This is a genomic window from Sphingomonas larreae (genome assembly GCF_051400595.1).
Taxonomy (GTDB): domain Bacteria; phylum Pseudomonadota; class Alphaproteobacteria; order Sphingomonadales; family Sphingomonadaceae; genus Sphingomonas.
Window position 1 is genome coordinate 145,487 of record NZ_JBLFFI010000005.1, and the last position, 25,087, is coordinate 170,573.

24 protein-coding genes are annotated in these 25,087 nt (G+C 67.1%); 5 read left to right on the forward strand and 19 right to left on the reverse strand.

Translation table 11 applies throughout. The features are described from left to right. Window positions 1-163 precede the first annotated feature (163 nt). Together ACMGDM_RS17090 and ACMGDM_RS17095 are read right to left on the reverse strand one after the other, a co-directional pair. On the reverse strand, window positions 164-469 hold the full coding sequence (locus tag ACMGDM_RS17090; protein ID WP_436805332.1) for a UBP-type zinc finger domain-containing protein: 306 nt from the start codon (window positions 467-469) through the stop codon (window positions 164-166). Beyond that, window positions 469-2,142, reverse strand: a complete 1,674-nt coding sequence (locus tag ACMGDM_RS17095; RefSeq protein ID WP_436805333.1) for an FAD-dependent oxidoreductase — start codon at window positions 2,140-2,142, stop codon at window positions 469-471. Before ACMGDM_RS17095 ends, ACMGDM_RS17090 begins: the two co-directional genes overlap by 1 nt. 220 nt (window positions 2,143-2,362) lie before the next feature. Here ACMGDM_RS17095 and ACMGDM_RS17100 point away from each other — a divergent pair, with 220 nt between their 5' ends. Next, window positions 2,363-2,617 (forward strand): hypothetical protein, encoded by a 255-nt coding sequence (locus ACMGDM_RS17100; RefSeq protein ID WP_436805334.1) that lies wholly within the window; start codon window positions 2,363-2,365, stop codon window positions 2,615-2,617. 88 nt (window positions 2,618-2,705) lie between these two features. On the opposite strand, the gene ACMGDM_RS17105 is transcribed toward ACMGDM_RS17100, so the two are convergent. The 4 genes from ACMGDM_RS17105 to ACMGDM_RS17120 all read right to left on the reverse strand — a co-directional run bounded on the left by ACMGDM_RS17105 (window position 2,706) and on the right by ACMGDM_RS17120 (window position 7,316). After that, on the reverse strand, window positions 2,706-3,200 hold the full coding sequence (locus ACMGDM_RS17105; RefSeq protein WP_436805335.1) for a hypothetical protein: 495 nt from the start codon (window positions 3,198-3,200) through the stop codon (window positions 2,706-2,708). 375 nt (window positions 3,201-3,575) lie between these two features. Further along, window positions 3,576-5,288 carry an ATP-binding protein gene (locus ACMGDM_RS17110; RefSeq protein ID WP_436805336.1) on the reverse strand — a complete coding sequence of 571 codons (1,713 nt, stop codon included), beginning with the start codon at window positions 5,286-5,288 and terminating at the stop codon, window positions 3,576-3,578. Then, a complete protein-coding gene (locus tag ACMGDM_RS17115; protein WP_436805337.1) occupies window positions 5,285-6,184 on the reverse strand; it encodes an SMP-30/gluconolactonase/LRE family protein in 900 nt (299 codons plus the stop codon). Before ACMGDM_RS17115 ends, ACMGDM_RS17110 begins: the two co-directional genes overlap by 4 nt. A gap of 238 nt (window positions 6,185-6,422) precedes the next feature. Beyond that, window positions 6,423-7,316, reverse strand: coding sequence for a helix-turn-helix transcriptional regulator (locus ACMGDM_RS17120; protein WP_436805338.1), 894 nt, complete (start codon window positions 7,314-7,316; stop codon window positions 6,423-6,425). A gap of 146 nt (window positions 7,317-7,462) precedes the next feature. Here ACMGDM_RS17120 and ACMGDM_RS17125 point away from each other — a divergent pair, with 146 nt between their 5' ends. Next, window positions 7,463-8,413 (forward strand): helix-turn-helix domain-containing protein, encoded by a 951-nt coding sequence (locus ACMGDM_RS17125; protein ID WP_436805339.1) that lies wholly within the window; start codon window positions 7,463-7,465, stop codon window positions 8,411-8,413. A gap of 24 nt (window positions 8,414-8,437) precedes the next feature. Here ACMGDM_RS17125 and ACMGDM_RS17130 read toward each other — a convergent pair whose 3' ends face one another. The 6 genes from ACMGDM_RS17130 to ACMGDM_RS17155 all read right to left on the reverse strand — a co-directional run bounded on the left by ACMGDM_RS17130 (window position 8,438) and on the right by ACMGDM_RS17155 (window position 15,208). Beyond that, entirely contained in the window at window positions 8,438-10,030 is a 1,593-nt protein-coding gene (locus ACMGDM_RS17130) for an MFS transporter (RefSeq protein WP_436805340.1), read from the reverse strand. 133 nt (window positions 10,031-10,163) lie between these two features. Continuing rightward, window positions 10,164-10,856 carry an isochorismatase family protein gene (locus ACMGDM_RS17135; protein WP_436805341.1) on the reverse strand — a complete coding sequence of 231 codons (693 nt, stop codon included), beginning with the start codon at window positions 10,854-10,856 and terminating at the stop codon, window positions 10,164-10,166. 179 nt (window positions 10,857-11,035) lie between these two features. Beyond that, complete coding sequence (locus ACMGDM_RS17140) at window positions 11,036-12,265, reverse strand: epoxide hydrolase family protein (protein ID WP_436805342.1); 1,230 nt, start codon at window positions 12,263-12,265, stop codon at window positions 11,036-11,038. A gap of 181 nt (window positions 12,266-12,446) precedes the next feature. Then, the gene (locus tag ACMGDM_RS17145; RefSeq protein WP_436805343.1) at window positions 12,447-13,220 is read right to left on the reverse strand and encodes an alpha/beta fold hydrolase; all 774 of its coding nucleotides are present in this window, start codon (window positions 13,218-13,220) and stop codon (window positions 12,447-12,449) included. Window positions 13,221-13,454: 234 nt separating this feature from the next. After that, complete coding sequence (locus tag ACMGDM_RS17150; RefSeq protein WP_436805344.1) at window positions 13,455-14,408, reverse strand: alcohol dehydrogenase catalytic domain-containing protein; 954 nt, start codon at window positions 14,406-14,408, stop codon at window positions 13,455-13,457. 50 nt (window positions 14,409-14,458) lie between these two features. Next, complete coding sequence (locus ACMGDM_RS17155) at window positions 14,459-15,208, reverse strand: SDR family oxidoreductase (RefSeq protein ID WP_436805345.1); 750 nt, start codon at window positions 15,206-15,208, stop codon at window positions 14,459-14,461. Here ACMGDM_RS17155 and ACMGDM_RS17160 point away from each other — a divergent pair. After that, on the forward strand, window positions 15,207-15,899 hold the full coding sequence (locus tag ACMGDM_RS17160; RefSeq protein ID WP_436805346.1) for a TetR/AcrR family transcriptional regulator: 693 nt from the start codon (window positions 15,207-15,209) through the stop codon (window positions 15,897-15,899). The genes ACMGDM_RS17155 and ACMGDM_RS17160 overlap by 2 nt on opposite strands. Before the next feature lie 59 nt (window positions 15,900-15,958). On the opposite strand, the gene ACMGDM_RS17165 is transcribed toward ACMGDM_RS17160, so the two are convergent. Further along, a complete protein-coding gene (locus ACMGDM_RS17165) occupies window positions 15,959-17,215 on the reverse strand; it encodes an epoxide hydrolase family protein (protein WP_436805347.1) in 1,257 nt (418 codons plus the stop codon). A 259-nt stretch (window positions 17,216-17,474) separates the two neighbouring features. Here ACMGDM_RS17165 and ACMGDM_RS17170 point away from each other — a divergent pair, with 259 nt between their 5' ends. Then, window positions 17,475-18,875 carry an alginate export family protein gene (locus ACMGDM_RS17170; protein ID WP_436805348.1) on the forward strand — a complete coding sequence of 467 codons (1,401 nt, stop codon included), beginning with the start codon at window positions 17,475-17,477 and terminating at the stop codon, window positions 18,873-18,875. Between the two features lie 167 nt (window positions 18,876-19,042). Here ACMGDM_RS17170 and ACMGDM_RS17175 read toward each other — a convergent pair whose 3' ends face one another. The 4 genes from ACMGDM_RS17175 to ACMGDM_RS17190 all read right to left on the reverse strand — a co-directional run bounded on the left by ACMGDM_RS17175 (window position 19,043) and on the right by ACMGDM_RS17190 (window position 22,439). Further along, window positions 19,043-19,525: a GNAT family N-acetyltransferase gene (locus tag ACMGDM_RS17175; RefSeq protein ID WP_436805349.1), complete on the reverse strand. Its 483-nt coding sequence runs from the start codon at window positions 19,523-19,525 to the stop codon at window positions 19,043-19,045. A gap of 304 nt (window positions 19,526-19,829) precedes the next feature. Beyond that, window positions 19,830-21,023: an MFS transporter gene (locus ACMGDM_RS17180; RefSeq protein WP_436805350.1), complete on the reverse strand. Its 1,194-nt coding sequence runs from the start codon at window positions 21,021-21,023 to the stop codon at window positions 19,830-19,832. Between the two features lie 29 nt (window positions 21,024-21,052). Beyond that, a complete protein-coding gene (locus ACMGDM_RS17185; protein ID WP_436805351.1) occupies window positions 21,053-21,649 on the reverse strand; it encodes an NADPH-dependent F420 reductase in 597 nt (198 codons plus the stop codon). Window positions 21,650-21,686: 37 nt separating this feature from the next. Then, window positions 21,687-22,439 (reverse strand): 3-oxoacyl-ACP reductase family protein, encoded by a 753-nt coding sequence (locus tag ACMGDM_RS17190; protein WP_436805352.1) that lies wholly within the window; start codon window positions 22,437-22,439, stop codon window positions 21,687-21,689. A gap of 94 nt (window positions 22,440-22,533) precedes the next feature. Here ACMGDM_RS17190 and ACMGDM_RS17195 point away from each other — a divergent pair, with 94 nt between their 5' ends. After that, window positions 22,534-23,481 (forward strand): LysR family transcriptional regulator, encoded by a 948-nt coding sequence (locus ACMGDM_RS17195; RefSeq protein ID WP_436805353.1) that lies wholly within the window; start codon window positions 22,534-22,536, stop codon window positions 23,479-23,481. Between the two features lie 41 nt (window positions 23,482-23,522). Here the strand turns inward: ACMGDM_RS17195 and ACMGDM_RS17200 are convergent, their stop codons facing one another. Both ACMGDM_RS17200 and ACMGDM_RS17205 read right to left on the reverse strand, forming a co-directional pair. Next, entirely contained in the window at window positions 23,523-24,479 is a 957-nt protein-coding gene (locus ACMGDM_RS17200) for an alpha/beta fold hydrolase (RefSeq protein WP_436805354.1), read from the reverse strand. Window positions 24,480-24,678: 199 nt separating this feature from the next. Then, window positions 24,679-25,050: a uracil-DNA glycosylase family protein gene (locus tag ACMGDM_RS17205; protein ID WP_436805355.1), complete on the reverse strand. Its 372-nt coding sequence runs from the start codon at window positions 25,048-25,050 to the stop codon at window positions 24,679-24,681. Window positions 25,051-25,087 lie beyond the last annotated feature (37 nt).

Consider the following 25,087-nt stretch of genomic DNA (forward strand, 5'->3'; position numbering starts at 1 on the left):
CACGCAATCGATATTATACCCGGGGTTGATCCAGCCGATCCTCCCGCCACCGTGCGGCACGATTGCGACGGCTGCCCGGTGCACGTGGACAGCGCTTAGCATGGCGCAGCTTCCGCAGCGAACGCACGATTGCATGCCGCAGAGGTTGGCGCTCAAGTCCGCATTAAAAGAAGCGGGGGATCGGCCCGTCCTGGGGCGTGATATCGTCTCCCAGGTCGAGGAAGACGTCGTCGACGTAGCAGTAGCCCCAGCCCTCGGGCGGATCGTAGCCCTCGATGATGGGATGTGCCGTCGCATGGTAATGTGCCGTGGCATGCTTGTTGGGCGACTGGTCGCAGCAGCCCACGTGCCCGCACGTCCGGCAGATCCTGAGATGAAGCCACCACGACCCCGTCTTCAGGCACTCCTCGCAACCCTTGGCGCTTGGCGTCACGGTCACGATGGAAGGAACATGGCGGCATTCTGGCATCACGGGTTCTCCTGCAGGGAGGCGATGTACTGATGGATGGCGGAGACCACCACGGATCCCTCGCCGACCGACGAGGCTACCCGCTTGATCGATCCGGCGCGCACGTCGCCGACGGCGTACACGCCGTTCAGGGACGTCAGGAACGGGCTGGCTCCGGCGGCGGTCGTCCTCATGCCGGCATGCACGAAGCCGCGCTCGTCGAGATCCACGCATCCCTCCAGCCACGCGGTGTTCGGGTCGGCGCCGACCATGACGAAGAGATTGGACGCGGCGACGGTGCCGCGCTCGCCCGTGCCGCGATCGCGCCACGAGACGCGTGCCAGGTGCCCCTCTCCTTCGAGGGCGGACACCTCGGTATGTACCCGAAGGGCGATGCGATGGGACGAGCGGATGCGCTGCACCAGGTAGTCCGACATGGTCGCGGATAGATCGGGACCGCGTACCAGCATGTGGACCCTGGACGCGTAGCGCGAGAGGAATACGGCGGCCTGCCCGGCCGAGTTCCCGCCCCCGACGACGACGATCTCCTCGTCACGGCATAGCGCCGCCTCCATCGCGGTGGCCGCATAGTGGATACCTCGTCCCTCGAAGCGGTCGTAGTCCGAGGCCTCGAGCCGCCGGTACCGGGCGCCCGTCGCCACAACCACCGACCGCGTCTGCACGACCCGGCCGTCGTCGAGCTCGATGCGGTAGACCGCGCCCGTGCAGTCAAGCCTCGTCGCCTCCCGCGAGATGGCCAGCCGCGCGCCGAACTTCTGTGCCTGGACGTGCGCGCGCCCCGCGAGCGCACGTCCAGAGATGCCGGTCGGGAAGCCGAGATAGTTCTCGATGTGGCTGCTGGTGCCCGCCTGACCCCCAGGCGCCATTCCTTCGATGACGAGCGTGTCGAGACCTTCAGAGGCGGCGTACACGGCTGCTGCCAGCCCGCCGGGTCCGGCGCCTACGATGATCACGTCGTGGACGTGGTCGGGCTCCAGCCGTTCGGTGAGGCCGATCGCGTCCGCCAGATCGCGGTTGCCAGGATTGACGAGAGCTGGCTGCCCGGGCCGTAGCACGAGCGGCAGCTCGCCAGCCATCGGGCCGCCGCCGGTCGCCTCCGCGATCTCGGAGAACGTGTCCGGATCGATCACGCGGACCGGATATCCGTTTCTGGTGAGGAAGCGCTGGATGCGCAGGGTGTCGCCGTCGCCAGGTGCGCCTACGATCGTCAGGCCGCTCTGCTGGTGGGCGATCACGCCCACGCGCCGCAGGATGAAGGCGCGAACGACGACCTCCGCGACGTCGGGCTCGCCGACGAGCATCTGCTTGAACGCCGATCTCGAGAGACGGACGACGCGCGTCGGACCGATCGCGCGGGCGCTCACGAGGATAGAGCGATCGTTCAGCAGGTCCAGCTCGCCCGTGAACTGCCACCGGTCGTGAAGGACGATCAGGGCTCCCTCGCCGGCAAGCTCCGCTCCGAAGATGCCGATCGTGCCCTCCAAAACGACCATGAAGTCCACGCCGCGCTGGCCCGGCGACGCGAGGACGGTACAGTCGGGCACGTCCTCCTCCGCTCCGTAGCCGCCGATCCTGGCGACCTGATCAGCCGTCAGGTGCGGGAAGGTCTGATCCGATCGCAGGTACGGGTCGGAGGGATCGGCCGTAGCGGCCGGAGCGAGCATCTGCTCCATGTCAGCAGCCTCCACGAACGGCCGACATGTCGCTTGGGCCGCGGTCAGCCCGGTCAGTTCCGCTGAGCTCGGAAGACTCTCGGCCTGTGGACTCGACAATCCCACGTCCGTCGCTCGTGTTCGCTGATCTGGCAACCACTTCGCCGCCGCGGCGGAGGCAATCCGGACCCTCGATCAGCGAGGCCGCGAGACGCCTGCCGGCATCAGCTCCGACCAGCGCGTGCGCGATGTGCCCTGCGGCAGTCTCGTCGTCGCCTACGGCACACCAGAGAAGCATGAGATGACTGGTCGCCAGGTCGAGCGTGACGCTGATCTCCTGCGCCGTTTGTTTCGTGATCGGAGCGAGCGGCGGTCGGCGGCGAGGATACCGGCAGGCGCCAGCCCGCTCCTGCCGCTGCAAGATTGGTTCGATCCGCATGACCGGCGCTCCAAGAATGACGCCGGCGGGTCACCGGTCCTGACCTTCCTGGCCTGACTCGCTTCCACCTGCCACTATACGAGGGGATGGCCGCAAGTCTCCGCGAGAACTGTTGAGAGCGACGGAGGTGCCGTGACTGACCGGCTTAGTCGCGGCAGTATCCCTCTCCGGCCTTCACCACGAGGCAGTCCTTCTTGCCTGCAAGGCCGGTCAGCTCGGTCGCTGCGCCGCTCTCGTGCACGAGCCGCAGCGTCTTGCCGCCCCGCTCGAAGTCGATGCCCTCCGGCGTCACGATGCCGCGGTAGGTTCCCCTGTTGTCGAGATCCCACTGCATCTCGAGCTCGACGCCGTCGGACCGGCGCGAGACCAGGAGATACATGCCCTCAACCCCTTTCCATCGCCCGACGTAGGCAGAAGCGTCCTCCGGCTTTCCGCGCACGTCCGGATCGTGCGCCTTCACCTTCGTCATCGCGGCGGCGGGTGCAGGACGTGCATCGGCTTCGCGGTCCGACCGTGCATCCTGCTGCTTCGTGCAGCCGGCCAGTACCAGCAGCACCGTGATCGTCAGCCTCTTCATGTTCTTACCGTCTTCCATGTTGTCGTACGCGACTGGATCCGCGAGCAGGTGACCACGGGACACAGCCACCGCCTCCTCTCGCCAGCTACCCTTTCAGGTTCAGTTGCCGCACCGGGTCAGATCGCCACAGGAGTTGCCGCCACCCGTCATGTTGGCCCGCGTCGTGGCGCGTTCGGCCTCCCACTCGGCCTTCGCCCTGCAGATGCGGTACCCCTTCACCAGCGAACCAGTCTCGGTGAAGCCCTGCAGATCACCTTTTCGCGCGCGTCGGCCGCCTTCCCGACGCCGCTGCGTCCCGGCGCCGAACCGGATGACGACGTGTTCGCGGCGCCGAGCGCCACGACTAGAACGAATGCAAGCATGTCTTTTTCCTCATGTCTGGAGCTGGTTGGCCGCCTCTGACGATCCTCCACGCGGGAGGCGCACTCCGGCAGCCGATCAAGCAGTTCGAAGATCGCAAGCCGGGCGGCGGGCGGGATCGTCGACGCCCTGCCCGGCGGGAAGCTCGATCCTGAAGCGCGTACCGTCGCCCGGAACGGAACGGACGGTGATTGTCCCTCCGTGCGCACGCACGATCGACTTCGAGATCGAAAGCCCCATCCCCATGCCGTCCGCCTTGGTCGAGAAGAAGGCGTCGAAGACACGCTCGCACATGTCGGCCGAGAGTCCCGGACCACTGTCCGACACGTCCACGACCAGCCAGCCGATGGAGCGCGTGACGCGAACGTGGATGCTGCGCCGGCCCTCCTGCCCCGCCATCGCCTGCGCCGCGTTGACAATGAGGTTGATGACGACCTGCTGCAGCTGGATCCGGTCGCCGACGATCTCCGGCAGATCCGGATCGTAGTGGACGCCCAGCGAGGCGCCGAGAGAGGAGACCTGCCGCCGCGTGATGTCCACGGCGTCGTCGATCATTTCCTCGATCGAGAGAGGGGCTCGGGTCTCCTCGCTCTTCGTCGCCATTCGGCGCGTGCGCGCGATGACCTCGGACGCACGCGCGCCTTCGCTGATCATTCGGGACAGCGCCGCAAGCGCCTCCGCGATGTCAGGCTCGTTCCGGCGAAGCCATCTCACCGCGGCGTTGCCGTTGGCGAGTACGGCGGCCAACGGCTGGTTCACCTCGTGCGCTATGGAGGCCATGAGTTCGCCAAGGGTGGCGACCCTGGCCGCATGCGCAAGATGAGCCTGGACGCGAGCGAGCTCCTGTTCCTTGCTGATCCTGGCGCTGATGTCGACGATGCCGACGATGACGATAACCTGCTCTTCGGGCTGCTTTGGGAAGGCGCAGCTGAGCATGACGTCGATGAGGCTCCCGTCCTGCCGGCGCATGACTGTCTCTGCCTCGAAGCTCTCGGCTCCGCTCAGGTACGCGATGAGGTTGCGGTTCCATGCGGCGAGACCTGCATCCGGCACCCAGTCGCCCAGCGGTCTTCCTATCGCGGAAGAGCGGTCGACGCCGAACATGCCTCCTGCCTTGGCGTTGAGATCCAGCACCGGCGTGAGGTCGAGCGCCCGCCGCACGATCGAGAGGTCCGTGGACGCGAGCTGCGCCAGCTGTTTCGGCTCGGTCGACAGCCCCGACAGCATAGCCCGCATGTCGCTGAGATCCACCTCCCAGAAGGCGACCGCAGTGCCGTCGAACACGCTGTGGAAGCGGTGCTGCTCGCGCGACAGGTCGAAGACGAGCGTGTGGAAGCCCTCGAAGCCCTCCGGCCCCATCCTGGGCACGTAGCGGATCGCCGCTTCCCGCCAGCCGCCGAGACGATGCGGGACCTTGGCCTCGAACGAGACCTGCTGTCCCTCGGCCACCCGCCGCAGGAACGGCATGCGCTCCAGATAGGCCTCGGTGCCGAGGAAGTCGCGCATGTGGACGCCGACGAGGCTCTCGGGCGAGCGTCCGTACCATGTCAGATGATGATCGTTGGCGTAGCGGCAGACGTGCTCGGCGTCGAAGAAGGAGATCAGCGCCGGCACCGCGTTCGCCGTCAGCTGCACGCTCTCGTCGTCTAGGCGGCTGACGCCATGAGGCGCTTCGACGAGTGCTGACGTCCGGGAAACATCGGTGCGGACCTGGCGTCCATCCATCCGGTCATCTCCGCTTTCGTCTCGGCTCGCCGACCCAGCGCAATCGGAGCCTTCGTACGGGATCACGAGTCCACCTCCGGCTGCCACAGAGCGGCGCCGTGCTCGGCTGCCTGCACGACCTCGACTGTCCCGTGCTCGACTTCGGTGACGAGCAGGTCGGTTCCTCCGCACACGAAGGCGACGTTCGTGGGCCTGTCGCCGTTAATCGGGATCGACGGCAGGTTGAAGCCGCGCTCGTCTACGACGGCGACCCGTCGCTCGCCGTAAACGGCGCAGTAGAGGCGTCCCGACGCCGAGAACGCCATTCCGTCGGGTCCGCAGAACCTGTCGGTCGGCCCCAGACGGTCCAGCTCCACGAAGGGCGTCGCCTGCCGTCCGATCTCCTGCCGGTGGATCACGCCGGTGAGCGTCTCGGCGTAGTAGAGGGCGTCGTCAGGTCCGAATGCGATGCCGTTGGCGAAGCGGATGCCTTCGGCGAGCTGCGCCGTCACCTCGCCGCTGCGCGGGTCGATCTGGAAGACCCGTCCGTCGTAGCTGGCGGTCGAGAAGTCGGATCGAATCGTCAATCCGCGGATCAGATCCTTGGGCTTCATGCCGGAGTCCGTCATGTAGAGCATGCCGTCCGGCCCGAACGCGAGATCGTTCGGGAACAGGAACGGCTCGCCGCGATGCCCTTCCACGACGAGCGTCGTGCGCCCCTCGGGTGACAGGCGCACCAGCGAGTTGTTTGCGCCGCCCGCTACCCAGATCCAGCCATCCCCATCGATGGCGAGCCCGGTCGGCCTTCCGCCCGGCCGTGCCACGATCGTCCGCCCTTTCGGGGACAGCCGCGTGACGCAGGCGCTCTCTTCGCCCATCTCGACGAGCAGCAGGTCGCCGTTTACGAGAGCCACCGGCCCTTCCGGCTGGTCGAGATGCGTAGCAAGCAGCCGGTTGCGGACGGCCACATCGGCAGTCACCATGACGGCCTCCAGTCAGACGATGAACGGCGCGGGAACATTGAGGCCACTTCGGTTTTGCACGGAACAAGGAGGAGCTTACCGCGTTTCGCCACTCCCGCCTTGATCGGCCTTGCGACGTTTTGTCTGGTTTTGCAGATGCGCGGCCTTAGTTCTTGTATCGGACGCCCATCGCGGTGGCGCTTGCCTCTTCCCTGGCTAAGAGGTGCAGGCCCGGCACGCGCCGTCACACGATGGTCGTCTAGCTCCGCCGATGCGCACGCCGCCAGGCTCCTGGCGACGTACCTGCCAGGCGGCTGAAGGTTCTCGTGAAGTGGCTCTGATCGGCGAAGCCACTGCGGATCGCGACATCGACGAGAGGCAGGCTCGAGCCGCGAAGCATGTCCTTCGCCCGCTGGATGCGATGCTGCTGCAGCCAGGCACTCGGGCTGAGGCCGGTCGCCGCCCTGAACGCTCTCGAAAGATGGCTGGGAGACATGTCGACCGTCCGCGCGACGTCGGCGATGGCGGGGGTGGCGAACGGATCGGCCGAGAGCAGGTCCTTGATTCGCTCGACCTGAGAAGGAGCAAGAGAGCCGCGCATGCTCGCCGCCGGGCTTCCCATGCCGCCATACGTCGAGGCGACATGCGCGAGCAGCGCGAGCAGCAGATGGTCCGCCACAAGCGGATCCAGCAGGTCCGGCTCATCGAATGCGCGGAGCAGGCTGACGCTGAGAGCCTCGAAGATCGGGTCGCGGGTCTCCCACGGCTCAGGGACGGCAAGCGATCGCGCCGGCGATCTGCCGATCTGGTCGGCGAGGACGGCTAGTGCGCTTCGCGGTATGCTGACGTGCAGATTGTCGAAGGTGCTCTCGAACCTGCTTCTCGCACCGCCGCGGAGGTCGACGATCTGGAGGGTGCCGCGCGCCGTCGGCGGCACGCGGGTGAAGCCGTCGTCGTTCCAGAAGTCGTGCTCGGCCATGTCCGACAGTCGATACACGAGAGCGAAGCCGTCCTCGGAAGCGGCCCCCAGGACCGCATCGGGATCGAAGTGTGCCGACGACGTGTGGCTGACCGTCAGTGACGAGCCGGACATGTCAGTCGAGAGACGACGCGGCAGCCGGGCGAACACGTCGAGTTCCGGTTTGAGCGGCATCGATAGATCCTGATTTCGCTCCGATGACCCCGAAGGCGGTTCCATGCGTCTCGTGGCCAGAACTAACGAAGTCCAACCTTCGATACCATGGATCTGCAACGCAGGATCGGCGATGGTGAGTCATTCGGCAGGGTGCATGGGTCAACATGTCGGGAAGAGGTGAGCTCAAGGATCAGGCGAGACAGGGCGAGGTGCCCTCGCCCTGGCGACGGAAGGGCGCTCCGACGCCCGGCCTCAGCCGCGACGAAAGGGCTTCCGGCCTGCTTGGCCTCGACCGGATCGTCGCCAGCCATTCGCGAGGAGCGACAGACGGTCCCTCGGACGTGCGCATCCCCGTTCAGGACGGGTTCTCGCTCGTCTACATGATGGCGCCGATGGAGCGGCACCGGTTCTGGTCGGACGAGGGTCGCGTCGAGTTGCCGCACCTGCCCGCCGGATCGATGCAGATCCTGGACCTTGCGGCAGGCGGCAACGCCCGCCTGCCCGCGTCGTTCGCTTCGATGAACGTCACGATACCTCGCCATGCCCTTTCCTCGCTCGTGGAACGCGCGGGTGGACCCATCCCCGAGAACCTGCGGGTTCCGAAGGCCTGGGAGTGGCGCGACGGGCTCGTTGACGGGCTTGTCCGAAGCATAGCCGCGTCGATAGCCCCCAAAGCACAGGTCGACGATCTGACCTACGACCATCTACTTCTTGCCCTCGCGACGCATCTTGCCGTCCGGTACGGCGGCATGCGCTCCGTCGAGCTGGCAGCGAGGCCTGTCATGTCCGCTGCCCAGCTCGGGCGCGCTCAGGAGGCGATCGTGCAGAGCCTGGAACATCCGGTCAGCCTGGCGGAGATCGCCGGGCGATGCGATCTTTCGCCGAGCGCCTTCACCCGCGCGTTCAAGCAGGCGACCGGCAGGACAACCAGCGCATGGAGGCTCGACCGCAGGATCGAGCTCGCCAAGAGACTCCTGCGCGCGGACGAGCACGCCATCGCCGAAGTCGCCGTGAGAGCGGGCTTCGCCGACCAGAGCCACTTCACCCGGACGTTCTCGAAGATGGTCGGCACGCCGCCTGGCAGATGGCTGAGCACGTCCCGGCGGAGTTCCTGATCGGGGAGGCGGACCCGACACGGTCTACGTGGACCTCGGCGCCACGAAGTGGCGCAAGATCGGCGGTTCGGCGCCGACGTGGAAGCCCATGACCGCAGACTGCACCGGAACGTCGTCGCGGGTTCGCCGCTCGTGCTGTCGCAGGTGCTCCGTCCAGCTCGCCACCAGGAACATCTCCACGACCGTTCCGGGTGCAGTCGTGTCCTCGAACACGCCCCACTCGAAGGCACCGTCGCGGCGTCGCGCCAGCTCCAGGTGCCGCGCTGCCACCCAGAACTCAGAAAGCCTGGCAGGATCGATGATGTATTCAATGGTGATCATCACCGGGCCACGTTCAGCCGCGGCGTCGATTCTCACGGGCGGCATATGCCAGTCCGCCGCCGGAGTCAGGTCGGGATGTTCAGAGATCGGCAGCGTGAAGCGGAGCGGGATCGTGGTGACGAGACCCACGGCTGCGATCGTGATGGCCGTGGCTACGCCGAGATGCGATGCGACGGAGCCCCAGAGAAGTGCGCCGAGCGCCATCGCGCCCTGAAAGAAGACTAGGTAGACGGCCAGCGAGCGCGCCCGGACCCAGCCTGCGGTCGCGTTCTGCGCCGCCCCGTTCAATGTGGTCAGTATGACGATCCAGGCTCCGCCGGCGAGCGCCATCGCGCAGCAGGCCAACGCGAGCCCGCGCGAATGGGCGACGCCCATCATGGCAAGGCCGAGAACGATGCTGCCCACCCCTAATAGCGTGTCGGGAGCTGCAGCGGCCAGTCGTCGTCTGAGAGTCAGGGCGACGAGCAGGGCTCCCAGCCCCATGGCCCCGAGCAGGAGGCCGTACCGGCTCGCGTCTAGGCCAAGGCTAATCCGCCCAACCAAGGGAAGCAGCGCGAGGAGGGCGCTCGAGAACAGGAAGGTCGCGAAGGTGCGGATGAGGACCGCCCTGAGCAGTGGCGCGCTTCGAGCGTAGCGTAGCCCCGCAACGACCGCTCCTGAGAACCGCTCGGGAGGCAGTGCGGAGCGGCCGGCTTCCCGTCTCCACCGGAAGAGGACCACGGCCACGCTTGCCGTGAGCACCGCGTTGGCGGCGAACACGGCGGCTGGACCGAACGCGGCGATGGTCAGTCCGCCGAGCGCCGGCCCGACCGCACGCGAGATGTTCACGCCCACGCTGTTGAGGGCGATCGCGCGGGGCAGGACGGAGGCGGGCACCAGCTCCGGCGTGATGGCCTGGAAGGCAGGGCCGCTGAGACCTGCCGCAAGCCCCAGTACCGACGCCGCACAGAGAAGCGACAGAGCCCCCGTCAGTCCCAACGCGGTGACGAGTGCCAGCGATGCAGCCGCGCCCACGGCCAGGATCTGGGAGGCGATGAGAAGCCTGCGCCGGTCCACGATGTCCGCCAGCGCTCCCGCCGGGAGCGCGAACAGGAAGATCGGCATCGTCGTCGCGACCTGTATAAGCGCCACCAGAAGCGGGCTGGACGTGAGCGAGGTCATGAGCCAGCCCGAACCGGCATCTTGCATCCACGTGCCCACGTTCGACGCCACGCCTGCGATCCAGAGCGCGCGGAAGACGGAATGACTGAGCGGCCCGGGCTCGTCGCGCGGAAAAGCAATCCTCGCGTCCGACACGTCTATGCGCCCTTTGCTGGAAGCTGCCGGGCTGCGGGGCTCCCTGGCGACTTGGCAAAAAGCCCGGACACACCGGCATCACCGCGCCGCATCGCGGCGAAGGCGAACGGACGGTGCGGTGGAGCTGGAGCTGTCAACGCAGGTGCAGCTTCTTCAGCTCGTTCAGATACCAAATGATGATCGGCTTGGCCTTCTGGGCCTCGAGCGATCCCCAGTCGCGGAACAGCTCGGCGCTGAGGCCGAGGACCGAGTTGGGTAGTGCGCCCGCCTGCGTGATGCGCGAGATCGCGGCCTTGTGAGACACCGGCGACTGGCCACCGACCATGTCCTCGACGAACATGACCTCGTATCCTTCTTTCATCGCGTCGACCGCCGGAAAGGCTAGGCACACCTCGGTGAAGAGAGCGGCGAAGATCAGGCGCTTTCGGCCTGTCGCCTTCACTGCGGCCAAAAAGCCGGGGTGTTCCCAGGCGTCCATGGTGCCGCGGTCGATCGCTTTCACGCCCGGAAGTTCGGCAGCGATGGCGGGTGCCGTGGGCGAGTTCACGCCGAGTTCCACGCCTACCGAGCTGAGCACGATCGGGATGTTCAGCGCCTTGGCGATCCGCAGCATGTAGATGGTGTTGAGCTGGATCATGTCGGCCGGCGTCTCCGACCGGATCGCCGCCAACATCTCCGGCTGATAGTCGATGATGAGCAGCGCGACCTGATCGTGGTTCCACACCGCGTTCTGCGGCGACGGAGGCTGGGACCTCTCACCGCCTCCGACCGCCGCCGCTGCATGCGCCGCGCTGGGCGCGGCGAGCGCCGCGCCAGCTGCGGCCATCGAGATGAGAGACCGACGGTTCATTTCCACTGGACCCACGACTTGCACTCCGACACCGCTCCGGAGCACCATGCCCCGCCCCGAGATGTTCTCAGGTGGGTGGCAGGAGCGTAATCGCCCGCGCAGGTGGACCTGGCATACGTCCGTATGACGCGTGCGAACCGGCACTCTTCGCGAGATCAGGTCGAAACTCTCACGGAACCGAACGCCCGACGCATCTCCTGAGTGAAGAGCTGCGGCTGCTCGAACGCGGCGAAGTGACCGCCGCGATCGACCTCGTTCCAGTAAAACAGGTTGGGCCAGTGCTGCTCCGCCCACTTCCTCGGCGCGCGAAAGATCTCGTGCGGGAAGACCGTCGCCGCCATCGGCAGCTCGATACGACCGGCGTCGTAGGTGTGGGTCGCGTTCTCCCAGTAGATGCGCGCCGAGGACGCCGCCGTGTCGGTGAACCAGTAGAGCGATATGTTGTCGAGCATCTCGTCGAGCGACAATGCGTCCTCCGCCGAGCCTCCATTGTCCGTCCAGGCCTGGAACTTCTCGTAGATCCACGTGGCTTGTCCGATCGGCGAGTCGGCGAGACCGTACGCTATCGTCTGCGGCCGCGTGGCCTGCTGCCGATAGTAGCCGGACTGGTCGGCGACGAAGCGTCCGGCCGCCGCGAAGGCCGCCTTCTCCTCGTCCGTCGGCTGCTCCGGGGGCGTGGCCGGGAAGACGAAGGGCCAGTTCACGTGAGCAGCGACAAGTCCCTCGGGCCTCTCGCGCCCAAGCGCATGCGTCACGCCGGATCCCCAGTCTCCGCCTTGTGCCACCCAGCGCCGGTACCCGAGGCGCTTCATCAGCACGCCCCATGCACGCGCGGTCCGATCGACGTTCCAGCCGGTCGTGCGCGGCTTGTCCGACCAGCCGAACCCCGGCATCGAGGGAACGACGACGTGGAAGGCGTCCTCCGGCCTTCCGCCGTGGGCAGTGGGATCGGTCAGTGGGCCGACGACCTTCATGAACTCGACGATCGAGCCCGGCCAGCCATGCGTCAGGATGATCGGCAGCGCGTCGACGTGGCGCGATCGCACGTGGATGAAGTGGATGCCCACCCCGTCTATGGTCGTGCGGAACTGAGGAAGCGCGTTCAGGCGCCGCTCAAAATCGTACCAGTCGTAGCCGTACGACCAGCGGTCGATAAGCCGCCGCGCACTCTCGATCGGTACTCCCTGCGTCCACCCCTCGGTCGTGCCGCGGTCGGGGAGCCGCGTCGATCGCAGCCGATCCTTCAGGTCCGCCACCGCCGCTGCCGGTACGCTCACCCGGAAAGGTACGATCGCGTCACCGTAAGCAGGGGAGGACTCGGCATCGGCGTTTGCCGAGGAGAGAACACCCGGAACGGCCGCCGCCGCGTACCGCGGAAGCACCATGCCGAGCGCGCCTCTGCGTGTCTTTCCTTTCGTGCGGCGCGCGATCGCAACGTCGTCCATTTCCTGCTCCCTAAGGTGTGGACCTGGACTGCTCCGCTCGCCCTGCAGCCTCCATCCTACGACGGTCTGGGAAGTTAATCCGCCGGTATGGTGACGCCTCCGACCGTTCGAGGCGACCCGGTCAGCGCCGCGGCGGCGATCCTATGAACCTCAGGATCGCCGATGCGGTCTCGGCTGGCTGGTTCTCCGAAATCGCGTGCCCGCTGTCCCTGATGTACCCTGCCGTCACGTTCGCGGCGACCTGCCTGACGCCGGGCAGGAGAAGATCCTGCGGGATGCCGCGATCGCCGTTGAGGACAAGTACGGGCATGCGCAGCGGCCCGTCGCGTCGAAACTGCTCCCGGTTGTAGCGTCCGTCGTCGTAGAGCGTGCTGTAGACGCCGAAGCTCGCCTTCATGCCGCCCGGCGCTCCGAAGGTACGCATGTAGACCGCCTTGTCGGCGTCGGTGACCCCCGCATTGCCGGAGCCGTATGTCCAGGCGATCGTGTTCAGGTAGATGAGCTCGCTAGCAGTCGACCACTGACGATGAAAGCCGAAGTGCCAGAAGCCGGCCACGTCGGGATCCATGCTGCGCTCGAGCCCGAAGCCGGGCAGCAGCGACTCCGACAGCACCAGTCGGCGCAGGCTCTGCGGGTATGCGGCTGCGTAGGCGTACGACACCATCGCCCCGATGTCTGTGCCGACGAGGTCGAGACGCCTCACGCCGAGCTGATCCAGCAGCTGGTGGATGTCCTCGGCGATCGCCCTCTTCTCGTAGCCCTTCTCCGGCCAGTCGGTGTCGCCGTAGCCCGGCATGTCGATCGCGATGGCGCGGTATCCGGCGTTAGCAAAGGCCGGCATGACGTCCTTCCACTCGTACCAGCTGTATGGCCAGCCGTGCACGAACAGGACCATCGGACCGGAGCCGCCAGACACGTAGTGCAGCCTGACGCCGTTCACCCGTGCATAGTGGTGCGTAAAGCCGGTAGCTCGGCGACAGGCGACGCCTCGGTGGGCGGGTCGGGCGCCTGCGCGCGGGCGGACGGGACGCCGAATGTCGCGAGGGCCAGCGACGCGGTGATCAGTAGCGGACGCATGTCCGTGCTCCTTCCCTTCCGGGACGGCGTCGCAGCGCCGCCACGACCTGCGTCACGCAATGGCGACGGGAATGCCGGCGAGCCGGCGGGCAGCCAGATCCGCGTGGGCGCGGGCGATCTCGACCAGCGGATATCGCGAGACCTCGAGATCATCGAACGTACCCGCCCGGTACGCGGCCCAGAGCTCGCCGGTGGCGATCGGGACGGTCTGGCCGCGCACGAACTGCGGCATGCCGCCGCCGCGGATCTGGACGCCCCTGCGCGACAGCTCGGCCGACGCGGCGGAACCGCCTGACGCCTGCCCGATCGCGGCGATGATCCCTCCGTCCCTGACGCTTCCGGACGCGAGATCGAAGGTGGCGTTGCCGACGAAGTCGTAGACCACGTCGACACCGTCCGGCGCGTAGTCCCTGATCTGTCGCAGCGCGTCCGGATCGGAAGCGAGGACGCCGTGAGTGGCGCCGGCACGCACCCTGTCGAGCTTGCCGGCCGAGCCGGCGACGCCGATGACGTTCGCGCCGAGAGCGCGCGCCCATCGCGAGATGATCGAGCCCACGCTTCCCGAGGCTCCCAGGACCAAGACGTGATCCTCGTCCGTGACCTGGTGAAGGGCGCGCAAACCCATCCATGCCGTGAGCCCTTTGGCCAAGAAGGTGCCGGCGACCTCGGTGGTGATGTCGTCGGGCAGGCGCACGAGCGAGGCCGCGTCGACGATGCTCTGCGTGGCGTAGCCGCCTTCGGCGAAGAAGTAGGCGACACGGTCACCCGGCGAGAAGCTGGACACGTTTGCGCCCACCTCCTCGACGGTCCCCGCGGCCTCGAACCCGGGGATGGCGGGCAGCCCCATCGGATACGCCCCCCTGCGCACGAGGGCGTCCACGGCGTTGATGCCGATCGCCTCCTGTTTCAGCCGCACCGTGCCGGTGCCGGGACTGCCGACCACCTGCTCCTCGACGCGGAGAACGTCAGGACCGCCGTGTTCCCTGATGCGAATGACCGTCGCCATCTTACCATACCTTTCTGAAGACCGCCGAGGCGGCAGGGACCCGGACCGGATCAGGCGATCTGGCCGCCGTCGACGTTGAGCGTGGCGCCAGTGACGTAGCCGGCGTCCGGTCCGACGAGGAAGGCGACCGCGGCCGCGATGTCCTCGGGCTGCCCGTAGCGGCCGAGCGACGTCAGGGCGCGCAGCGCGTCCGCGTGGCCGGCATCCTCGGGATTCATCTCGGTGTTGATCGCGCCGGGCTGCACCACGTTCACCGTGATGTTGCGGCCGCCCAGGTCGCGCGACCAGCCGCGCGTGTAGGCCTGCACCGCCGCCTTGGTGGCGATGTAGTCGCCGACGCCCGGGAAGGCGATGCGGTCGGCGCCGGTCGTGCCGATTGAGACGATGCGTCCGCCATCGCTGAGAAGCGGGGCGGCGGCACGCACTGCGGTCACCACGCCCTTGACGTTGATGTCGATCTGACGGTCGAATGCGGCGATGTCCGCCGCCTCGTCGGCGACATGCCCGGTCACGAACACGCCGGCCGAGTTCACCAGGATGTCGAGGCGGCCGAACGTCTCGTGCACCTTCTTCACCAGGGCGGTCACCTCGGCGGGCATCGCCTGGTCGGCGCGCACCGCCAGCGCACGGCGGCCGAGCGCTTCGACCTTCGCGACGATCTGGTCGGCGCGCTCCCTCGAGTTCGAATAGCTGAAGGCGACGTCCGCGCCGTCACGGGCGAGCCGCTCGACGATGGCGGCGCCGATACCGCGCGAGCCGCCGGTGACGAGGGCTGTCTTGCCTGCGAGGGGGAGAGTCATGCTGCTTCCTTTCGACTTGTGTAGGTCCGACTACAGATATGAGGGTGGACGTAACCTGTCAAGAGGCTTATGTAGCCTCGGCTACAGAAAAGCGGAGGCCTACATGGCGATGGGACGACCGAGATCCTTCGATCGCGACGAAGCAGTGTCGGCGGTGCTGCCGATTTTCATGGCGAAAGGTTACGAGGGCGCGGCCTTCGGCGAGCTGATCGAGGCCATGGGCATCAGGCCGCCGAGCTTCTACGCCGCGTTCGGGAGCAAGAAGGAGCTCTTCGACGAGGTCGTAGCGCTCTACGCCAGGCGTGGAGCGACGATCGTCGCGACGGCGCTGGAGCGGCCCACGGCCTTCGAGGCGGTCGAGACCCTCCTGCGCGGTACGGCGGACGCTGACACCGACCCGTCCCGCCCGAGCGGCTGCCTCTTCGTGCAGGGAGCCCTCACCTGCAGCGACAAGGCCGAGGGCGTTAGAAGCGACCTCGCCAGTCGCCGCGCCGCCATAGAGCCGGTTCTCGAGGAACGGCTGGCACGAGGCAGGTCCGAGGGGGACGACAGCGTCAGGGGCGAGCCTGCGAAGGTAGCGAGGTTCCTCTCGACCGTGATCCAGGGTCTTGCCGTACAGGCAGCCGGCGGCGCCGGGCGACCGGCGCTGCACGAGATCGTGGACGTCACGCTCGACGGACTGAGAGGATAGGGACGTCCGTGAACCCGCCGTCTGGCCGGGACGTGTGCTGACGCATGCTGCGGCGGGCGTCATGCGGCGCGACGGAACTGCCGGAAGCCGGCCCGGACCTCTTGCACGAAGATCTCCGGCTGCTCGAACGCCGCGAAGTGGCCGCCCCGGGCGACGCGGTTGTAGTAGCTCAGCTTCGGAAACGCCTGTTCGCACCAGCTTCGTGGCGCCTGGTAGATCTCAGCCGGGAAGATGCTGACCGCGACAGGGATGTCGATGCCGCCGAACTGGTCGTAGCTGATCCCGGGATTCTCGAAGTACATCCGCCCCGAGGACGCCGACGGGTCGGCGAGCCAGTAGAACATGATGTCGTCGAGCATCTCGTCGGCGGTGAGAACGCGTTCCGGCACTCCGCCGCTGTCGGTCCATGCGATGAACTTGTCGTAGATCCACGCGGCCTGCCCAGCCGGCGAGTCGGCGAGGGCGTAGCCAAGCGTCTGCGGCCGCGTGAACATCATCAGCGCGTAGGCGGAGCCGCTCGCGAAGAACGCGTCGATCTGCCTTGCCGCGGCGGTCTCCTCGGCGGTCATCGTCGCCGGGAGCTGCTTCGGCCTGGTCGCCGGCATGTTGACGTGGATTGCGACCAATCCCCTTGGCGCCTGCTGGGCCATGGTCTGGGAGATGATCGATCCCCAGTCGCCGCCCTGTGCCACGTACCTCCCGTAGCCCAGCCGGCTCATGAGGGTCGCCCAGGCCCTCGCGATGCGTTTGCGCCCCCAGCCCTTCTCCGTCGGCTTGCCCGAGAAGCCGAAGCCGGGGATGCTCGGCAGGACGAGATGGAACGCGTCCGACGCCTTTCCTCCGTACGCGGTTGGATCGGTCAGCGGACCGATGACCTTCAGCATCTCGACGATGGAGCCCGGCCAGCCATGCGTCATGACGAGCGGCAGCGCGTCGGCGTGCTTGGAGCGGATGTGGAGGAAGTGGATGTCGACGCCGTCGATATTCGTCATGAACTGGGGATACGAGTTGATCCGACGTTCGACCTTCCGCCAGTCGTAGCGGTCCTGCCAATGGTCCACGAGGACCCGCATGCGCGCGAGGGGCACCCCTTGCGAGAGATCGTCGACCACCTCCCTGTCCGGCCACCGCGTGCGGCGGAGCCGACGCCGCAGGTCCTCGAGATCGGCCTCTGGCACTTCGATCCTGAACGGCCTGATGTCGGCCGAGGGCGAAGCTGCCTGCACTGCACCGGCAACACCCGCCTCCGCCGACAGAACGGCCGCCGCGACGCCGCCGGCGACGATCTCGCGTCTGGAAAAGCCTTCATCGTGCATCGCCACCCTCCTGATCCTTGTCGCTAAGGATCTAGTCGGAGCGTCTCGAGGACCAATCAGCCGCGCGGCTCCTCGTACTATCCCGGCGTATAGCCGAATGCGGCTGCGCGGCCCTCCCGGCCGACTGCCGCGGCCGGACCGGCACGCTCCCAGCCGCGCGTATAATGGTCTGGGAGCCAGGCGAGACAGTACCATCCACAACTGACGACCGAGGCGGCGCATGACTACCGGCAGACGAACGAGGCGGACTACGCCTGTCATGAGGCTCGCGCCAGCGGCGCTGTGCCAGGCAGCACTTCATCTTGCTGCCATGCCCGCGTGCGCGCAGACGACGGATCCGTCGCGTCCGCCGACGCTGACCGTGGAGCGCTACGACGAGGACTGGTCGGTGCTCGCCGATCCGGAGCGCCGAACCGGCCGCTGGACTGAAAAGGCCAAGTACATTGCCTTGGACAACTCCGGCTCGGACTATCTCACCACGGGTCTCGAGGCCCGCTCCCGCTACGAGGGATACGAGAACACCAACTGGGGCTCGGCGCCCGACCAGGGCTACGTCTGGCACCGGCTCATGCCGTACGCCGACCTGCACCTCGGCGGCTTCCGGGTCTTCGCACAGCCGATCCTCTCCGCAATTTCCGGTGGCGACGCGCCTAGGCGCCCCGTCGACACGACCGGCGCGGACATCTCGCAGGCGTTCGCGGAAGCCGCGCTGGAACTGCCTGGCGACACGAGGCTGTCGGTCGCCGCAGGACGTCGCCTCGTCAGTCTGGGTGCGGGACGCTTCATCGACGACCGGTACGGTCCTGGCGTGCCGCTGCCGTTCGACGGGGTGAGCACGACTGCGACCGGGCGGCGGGCTCAGCTCACGTTGCTCTATCTCAGACCCGTCGACACTATCCCTGGCGACTTCAACGACCACACGTCGCGGCAGCGGGCGACATGGGGGGCGTACGGAACGCGGTGGCTCGACGATGGCCACCGCGTCGGCTTCGACCTGTTCTATCTCGGCTACAGGGATCGCCGCGCCGTCTTCGACCAGGGCACGGGCCGCGAAATCGCACATACCTTCGGCACGCGCGTGTTCGGAGACACGGGAGCATGGTTCTGGAACCTCGAGGGAGTGATCCAGCGCGGCAGGTTTGTCCGAAGGCCGGTGCGCGCGTGGGGCATCGGCGGCGAGATCGGCCGGCGCTTCCCGCATGCACCCCTCATGCCGGAGCTGACGCTTACGACAGACGTCGCATCGGGCGATCACGATCCGGACGACGGTTCGCTACAGACGCTCAATCCCCTCTTCCCGCGAGGCAAGTACTTCGGCGCTCTCACTCCGGTCGGTCCCCGCAATCTGATCCACCTGCGGCCCTCCGTCGCGATTCATCCCATGCGAGCGGTGGCGGTGTCGCTGACCGGCGTCGCCTACTGGAGGGAGAGCCGCCGGGACGGGATCTACAACATTCCGGGTTTTCTCGTGAGGAGCGGACAGGACGCGTCAGCGCGCTTCATCGGCAAGCAGGCCGAGTTCGGGATCGCCTGGCAGGCAACGCCGGAACTGAACCTCTCGGCCCAGCTCAGCGCCTTCGTGCCAGGTGGGTTCATCCGGGAGACGGGGCCTGCGAGGGTAATCCGCATGGCTGGCGCTGCCGCCAACTTCAGGTTCTGAACGCGGCGTAGGCGGCTTCTGACTGATCCGTGCAGAGGATACCGACCTCGCCGCCATATTCGGAAACGTCCAGCTGGTTCTGCCACCGGTTGACGTTATGGCCACGCACCTTCGAGGACGTGAGCGGCGGGACCGTGGCGGGGCTGCGAGCGACCAGAGTTCTCGCGTCAGCCGTGGAGCGCCTTGCCCATCCTGACGAGTGGAACGGCCGCGTCGCCAGCCTCTGCCGCGATCGGCTCGTCCAGCCGGACATAGCCGCACGAGCGGTAAAGCGGCTCGCCCGCCATCGTTGCCATCATCTCCGTTCGCCGGAACCCAGCATCGCAGGCTGCACGCTCGCACAGCTCCAGCACGCGTCGGCCGATGCCGCGACGGATAAAATCAGGGTCGGTGTACATCGCCCGGATGCGCGCCGCATCGATCGATGGATCCAGCTCCCCCGGCTCGCGCGCGAACACGCTGGCGTCGCCGCCGAACAGCGTCCGACGGTAGCTCCGCCCGCCGCAGCCGGTTATCCGGTCACCCGCGAGGAGAAGGATGTAGGTGCCGTCACGCAGCAGCTGCGTGTCCACGCCAATCACCTGGTGGCTGGCCGCGATCTGCTCGGGCGTGAGGAAGTCGGACTGCAGCTGCTCGATCGCGCGGCGCACGACGACGCGGATGGCGTCAAGATCGTCGAGCGTTGCGACGCGGTGGGTGAGTTCAATCGTGCGATCCTCGCCGGTTCGGGCGGGGCGGGCAAGCCGCCCCGCCGCGTGCCGTCAGTATTTCACCCGCAGGCGCGTGATGCATAGAACGCTCATGCCCCGCGACATCGCACAGTGGGAACTCACCCAGATCAGATGATGACCCGACTTCTGTTGCTGATCTGCCGCAGAAGCCGGTGGACGACGGTCGATCTTGGTGCCCCGCCCCCCGCCGGAGCATCTACTGTCCATGAAGCTGCAGCACCCGTCAGATCGGCTGCGGCCCCGAACCGGTCCGCCACAATGCCATGAGCATCGCCGTCGATAATGCCGCTACCGCTCCGACCAGGAGCGCGCCATCAATCCCCACGTGATCGACCAATGCGCCGCCGACGAGCGCTCCCGCTCCGATAGCGGCCTGGGCTACAGTGGTGAAGAGCGCCTGCATTCCCTCGACCCTGTCCTCGGCAGTCGCGAAGAGGTAGCTCTGCATCGAGATCGGGAGCAGGCCGAAGCCGAACCCCCAGACGATGACCGCGCCGGCGGCTGCGACCGGCGAGCTACCGAAGAGCGCTAGCGCGAGCACCGATCCTCCCAGAATCACGCCCATCCAGATGACCGCGACCCTCGGGCTGCGCGCCGCAAGCCAGCCACCGATCACGTTGCCGAAGAAGCCCGCAGCTCCGTTCGCGAGCAGCACGGCGCTGAGCAGCGTGCCCTCGATGCCCGTCCGGTCCTTCAGGAATGGCGCGACGTACGTATAGGCAGCGAACTGACCCACGAACACGAGCACGGCGGCGCACAGCCCGATTCTGGAGGCCGGCCTGCGCAGTATCGTCGGAAAGTCGGAAAGTTTGCCCGGCGCTCCCGGAGCGACCGAAGGGAGGTTGATCAGGACAGCAAGCATCGCGGCGGCGGCGAGTGCCCCGCCCGCCTCGAACGCCACCCTCCATCCGAACAGGTTGCCGAGAAGCGCTCCGGCGGGAACTCCCGCAACGGTGCCGATCGACACGCCGGACAGGATCAGGGCGCTCGCCCTGATCCCCTCCGCCCCCGGCCTCAGTCGAGGTCCGAGCGAGCCGGCTATCGTCCAGAAGCTACCCACCGCCACGCCGAGCAGCACGCGTCCGAAGATCAACTGCGGGAGACCCCCTGCGGTCGCGACGACCAGATTGGAGGCGAGAAGCAGGGCGAGAAGCCCGATCAGTACCCGGCGTCGGTCGACGCTGCCCGCCAGGACGATGCTGAGCGGCGCCGCCACGGCGGCGAGGAAGCCGGGCATCGTCACCATCAGTCCGGCCTGACCGGTGGTCACGCCCAGGTCCTCCGCGATCTGGGGCAGCAGCCCTACGGGAAGGAACTCGCTGGTGACGAGCGCGAACGCGCCCACCGCCAGCGATCCCACGGCCAGCCACGAAGCCGACCTCTGGGCCGAAGCGCCCTGCTGCGAAACCATCTGCATCGAACCTGCCCTTCAGACTTCAGGAGCGATCACCCGAACCTGACGAGGTTCAGAGCGGGGAGTGGACCGCCTGGGAACTGGACCAGGCGGCTGCCGACCGCGAGCGAGCCGAGGTCGACGCCGAAGAAACCCAGCCGACCGATCAGCGACGACACGGCAGACTTGGCTCCGGCATGATCGCCCGAGTAGAAGAGGACGCGGTCGCCTCCCTCGGCGTGCGGGTCGCCCGAGAGCAGCTGAGGCTGCAGGTGGTTGAACGCCTTGACCACATGGGCCCCGGGGACGAGGTCTGCAAAGACCTCGCTCGAGGTACGCCCGCCCAGATCGACCGGCTGGAAGAGGGGCGCCTCGATGGAGTTGTTGGCATCCACCACCGTCCTGCCGGCGAGGTCGAGGCCGCTCAGCGCGCCTGGGATCTTAGACCAAGGCACCGCCACGATGACGAGGTCCTGCGAGGCCGCGTCCGCGACCGTGCCCGCAACGATCTTCGCTCCAAGTCTCGCGACGAGCGGAGCCAGACTTGCCGGTCCGCTACGGTTGGCGATGACGGCGTCGATGCCGCTCCTCGAAAGCGCCGTGGCGACTGCCGAGCCGATGTTGCCGGCGCCGATGATGCCGATACTCATGTCCGCTGTCCTTTCTTTCTCTCTGAGCCGCAGGGCATCAGGCCGTCAGGCCGCCGTCCGCGATGATCTCGGCCCCGGTGACGAACGAGGCGTCCTCGCGGGCGAGGAAGGCGACCACGCTGGCGATCTCGCGGCTCTCGCCGTACCGGCCGAGGGCGATCAGACCGTTCAGCGCTTCCGAGTACGGCCCGTCCTTGGGGTTCATGTCGGTGTCCGTCGGTCCGGGGTGCACGGTGTTGACCGTGATGCCCTTGGGCCCGAGGTCGCGGACGAGGCTGCGGTTGAAGCCAGCGACGGCACCTTTCGTGAGCGTGTAGACCGAGCAGGCGCCCCAGGCCGCGTAGCGCGTCATCGAGGATCCGATGTGGACGATGCGACCGCCCGCCTTCATATGGCGCGCCGCCTCCTGCGTGGCGACGAACACGCCGGTGACGTTGACTGCCAGCATCCGCTCGTAGTCCTCGAACTTGTAGTCCTCGATGGGCGCGTTGAGGGCGATGCCTGCGTTGTTCACGAGGATGTCCAGCGCACCGAGCGTCTCCACCGTCCGCGCGACCGCTGCCCGCACCGCCGCGGGCGACCCGGCGTCGGCTTCGATCGCGAGCGCGGTCCCGCCTGACTGCTCGATCTCCGAAACGACCTGCGCCGCGCGATCGGGGGACGAGCTGTAGGTCAGCGCCACTGAGGCGCCGTCCGCGGCGAGGCGCTTCGCGATCGCGGCTCCGATGGAACGCGATCCGCCGGTGACGAGTGCTACCTTGCCTGCGAGCGGAAGGTTCGTGTCGGTCATTCCAATCTCCGTGGCTTCAATTGACAAAGGGCATATGCGCGATTGATTACCCGCGGATAAGCCAGCTATACCTTGTTGCACTTTCAACGTTTGCTTGAAGAAGCTCGACGGTATGGAGTCGCTTGCCAATCTCGAGGCGTTCGCTCGAAGCGCGGAGACGGGCAGCTTCTCGGCGGCTGCGCGTCGTCTTTCGCTGACCCCTGCAGCGGTCAGCCGGAACGTGGCGACCCTGGAGAGGAATCTGGGCACGCGACTGTTTCATCGATCGACGCGCAAGCTGACCCTCACCGAGGCAGGCGACGCCTTTCTTGCAGGCATGGGCGGAAGCCTCGAGGCGCTTCAGAACGCCATTGCGGACGCCGCGAGGACACAGGGGCAGGCAGCAGGCGTGCTGAAGGTGAGCATGAGCCCGTCCTTCGGCATCCAGTACGTGCTTCCGATCCTGCCCGAGTTTCTCGCGAGGTTTCCCGGCGTACGTCCGGATTGGCACTTCGACAGTCGCAGGGTGGATCTCGTCGCCGACGGCTTCGATGCGGCCATCGGCGGCGGCATTCCTCTCAGTGCCGGTACGGTGGCCCTCACGCTCGGACCGGCACATATCGTCGCGGTCTCCTCGCCCGGCTACCTTGCAGGCAGGAAGTCGCCCGAGCGACCGGCGGATCTCGAGAGTCTTGACGGCATCGTCATGAGATCGTCCAACTCTGGGCGCGTGGGACACTGGGCCATGCGGAACGGCAGCGGCGAGGAGGAGAATGCGCTTCTGCGCGAAGCGGTGGTCATGAGCGATCCGGCGCCCATGTGCGACGCGGCGCTGCGGGGACTCGGCATAGCGCTCCTTGCGGTTCCGGATGTCCTCCATCACCTCGAGAGCGGCGCTTTGGTGCGGGTGCTCCCGGACTGGTTCGCCGATGCAGGCAGCATATACCTTTATCACCGCGGAAGGACCCATCAGCCCCTCAAAGTTCGCGTCTTCATCGACTTTCTGACGGACCGCTTCAGAAGCGAGCGGTTCGCCGAGCGCTTCCGCGCCGACCTGGCCTGACCCTGGTGGGAGGACGAGCTCGTCCTCTGCCTGCGACGTGATCACAGAAAGGCCCGAAGACGGGCGAGAAGCTCGTCCGGTCTTTCCTCCTGAATGACATGGCCGCAATTCGCGATCCGACCACCCTGCACCTTGTCCGCGACGGCGGTCATCTGCCGATGGAGGACGTCACCCACTAGGTCTCCGCCCAGGGCGAGGACGGGCATCGCAAGCCTATGCTGGGACGCTTCACGGCCCTGCTCGGTCGTAAGTGGAAACGCTCTGTAGTGCTCGAAGCCGCCCCTGAGAGCCGCCGGCCCCGTGTAGGCGGCAACATGCTGATCGCGGGCGGTGCGGCTGATCCCAGCCCGCTTGAAGGTCAGGTTGCGGTAGAACCAGTCGAGATAGCAACCCTCGCTCCCAGCGACGACATGCTCGGGCAGGTCAGGTACGTTGTGCCATGCGACCCACCACGGCGGCGTATTCATAAACATCTCGGCCTGCGGCGCACCGAGCACGATGCTTTCGGTCAGGACGAGCCTGCGGACCAGGCCGGAGTGGCGTGCGGCAAGCTGGAATGCCACCCCGACGCCGAGGTCGTGACCAAGCACGTTCGCCTCGGTGAAGCCTTCGGCCGTAAGTATCGCTGCTACGTCCGACGCGAGATTGAGCACGTCGTACCCGCCGAACGGCTTCTGGCTCATGCCGATCCCGCGCATGTCTGGCGCGATCACCGTAAAGTTGCGGGCAAGCGTCGGAAGCACCCTGTGCCAGGTGTACCAGGTGAACGGCCAGCCATGGAGGAGAACCATCGCGGGCCCACGTCCGGCGACCACGTACCCCAGATCTACTCCGTCGCGCCTCGTCCGTCGCAGCGACACGCCGGGTAGCGGCGGCACCGAGACGGGAGCCTGGGTCTCGGCGCTCGCCTCCGAGCGCCCGAGCCCCGCCAGCGCTCCAGCCATGCCCAGTCCGCCAAGCAGCCCGCTCCCCAGTAGGTCGCGACGTGATGCGTCCATGTCGAAGCTCCTGACGGCGGCGGAACAGCCCCTCCCCGTCCTTTTCGGGTCCGCGCGTTAGTCGAGGAATCAGACCTGAAGGTCTGGTCGTCATGCCGACGTATGAGCAGCTGACCGTGATCGGCAGATTCACTCCGTTCGAGTTGCACCTGCGCCTGGTCGGCTCTGCCATACCGCCGATCTCAGGCTGCTGGGCCAGTCACCAGGTGATCAAAGGACCGGCGAGTACGCGGTTGACGGCGTCCAGCGCGTTCGACTCCATGAAGGCAGCTCTTCTCGGGTGAGGCCTCTCGACGATCCGGCCATTTCTCCTGAGGGTCGCCAGCGTCCTCGACCCATCAATGTGAACGGCAAGCTCGTCTCGAGCGAAGTGGCCTAGAAGCAGGTAAACGGGAGGTCCGCCCTCCCGCGCCGCGAGGCGCTCGTGCAGGCGCCGCATGAACGGCCGCCACATGGCGAGATGTCCGTCGCGGGCACGGACCCTATCCTTCCCCAGGTGTATCGTGAGCGTCAGGGCGGCGTTGGCGAACAGCACACCTTGGCTCGCCACCCGATCGAACCATTCCTTCATCGTCTCCGCATTCAGCGGATCATCCCTTTCGCGCGCC

What these genes read in the sequence shown, in the direction of transcription:
- ACMGDM_RS17145 (WP_436805343.1), bottom strand. Translation starts at nt 13,220, where the DNA reads ATGGTCCTGTTCGTGCACGGCTGGCCATACAGCTGGTACGAGTGGAAG.
- ACMGDM_RS17120 (WP_436805338.1), bottom strand. Translation starts at nt 7,316, where the DNA reads ATGCCGCTCAAACCGGAACTCGACGTGTTCGCCCGGCTGCCGCGTCGT.
- ACMGDM_RS17135 (WP_436805341.1), bottom strand. Translation starts at nt 10,856, where the DNA reads ATGGCCGCAGCTGGCGCGGCGCTCGCCGCGCCCAGCGCGGCGCATGCA.
- ACMGDM_RS17160 (WP_436805346.1), top strand. Translation starts at nt 15,207, where the DNA reads ATGCTGCTTCCTTTCGACTTGTGTAGGTCCGACTACAGATATGAGGGT.
- ACMGDM_RS17170 (WP_436805348.1), top strand. Translation starts at nt 17,475, where the DNA reads ATGAGGCTCGCGCCAGCGGCGCTGTGCCAGGCAGCACTTCATCTTGCT.
- ACMGDM_RS17165 (WP_436805347.1), bottom strand. Translation starts at nt 17,215, where the DNA reads ATGCACGATGAAGGCTTTTCCAGACGCGAGATCGTCGCCGGCGGCGTC.
- ACMGDM_RS17150 (WP_436805344.1), bottom strand. Translation starts at nt 14,408, where the DNA reads ATGGCGACGGTCATTCGCATCAGGGAACACGGCGGTCCTGACGTTCTC.
- ACMGDM_RS17140 (WP_436805342.1), bottom strand. Translation starts at nt 12,265, where the DNA reads ATGGTGCTTCCGCGGTACGCGGCGGCGGCCGTTCCGGGTGTTCTCTCC.
- ACMGDM_RS17190 (WP_436805352.1), bottom strand. Translation starts at nt 22,439, where the DNA reads ATGACCGACACGAACCTTCCGCTCGCAGGCAAGGTAGCACTCGTCACC.
- ACMGDM_RS17095 (WP_436805333.1), bottom strand. Translation starts at nt 2,142, where the DNA reads ATGGAGCAGATGCTCGCTCCGGCCGCTACGGCCGATCCCTCCGACCCG.
- ACMGDM_RS17200 (WP_436805354.1), bottom strand. Translation starts at nt 24,479, where the DNA reads ATGGACGCATCACGTCGCGACCTACTGGGGAGCGGGCTGCTTGGCGGA.
- ACMGDM_RS17125 (WP_436805339.1), top strand. Translation starts at nt 7,463, where the DNA reads ATGTCGGGAAGAGGTGAGCTCAAGGATCAGGCGAGACAGGGCGAGGTG.
- ACMGDM_RS17115 (WP_436805337.1), bottom strand. Translation starts at nt 6,184, where the DNA reads ATGGTGACTGCCGATGTGGCCGTCCGCAACCGGCTGCTTGCTACGCAT.
- ACMGDM_RS17205 (WP_436805355.1), bottom strand. Translation starts at nt 25,050, where the DNA reads ATGAAGGAATGGTTCGATCGGGTGGCGAGCCAAGGTGTGCTGTTCGCC.
- ACMGDM_RS17185 (WP_436805351.1), bottom strand. Translation starts at nt 21,649, where the DNA reads ATGAGTATCGGCATCATCGGCGCCGGCAACATCGGCTCGGCAGTCGCC.
- ACMGDM_RS17090 (WP_436805332.1), bottom strand. Translation starts at nt 469, where the DNA reads ATGCCAGAATGCCGCCATGTTCCTTCCATCGTGACCGTGACGCCAAGC.
- ACMGDM_RS17155 (WP_436805345.1), bottom strand. Translation starts at nt 15,208, where the DNA reads ATGACTCTCCCCCTCGCAGGCAAGACAGCCCTCGTCACCGGCGGCTCG.
- ACMGDM_RS17180 (WP_436805350.1), bottom strand. Translation starts at nt 21,023, where the DNA reads ATGCAGATGGTTTCGCAGCAGGGCGCTTCGGCCCAGAGGTCGGCTTCG.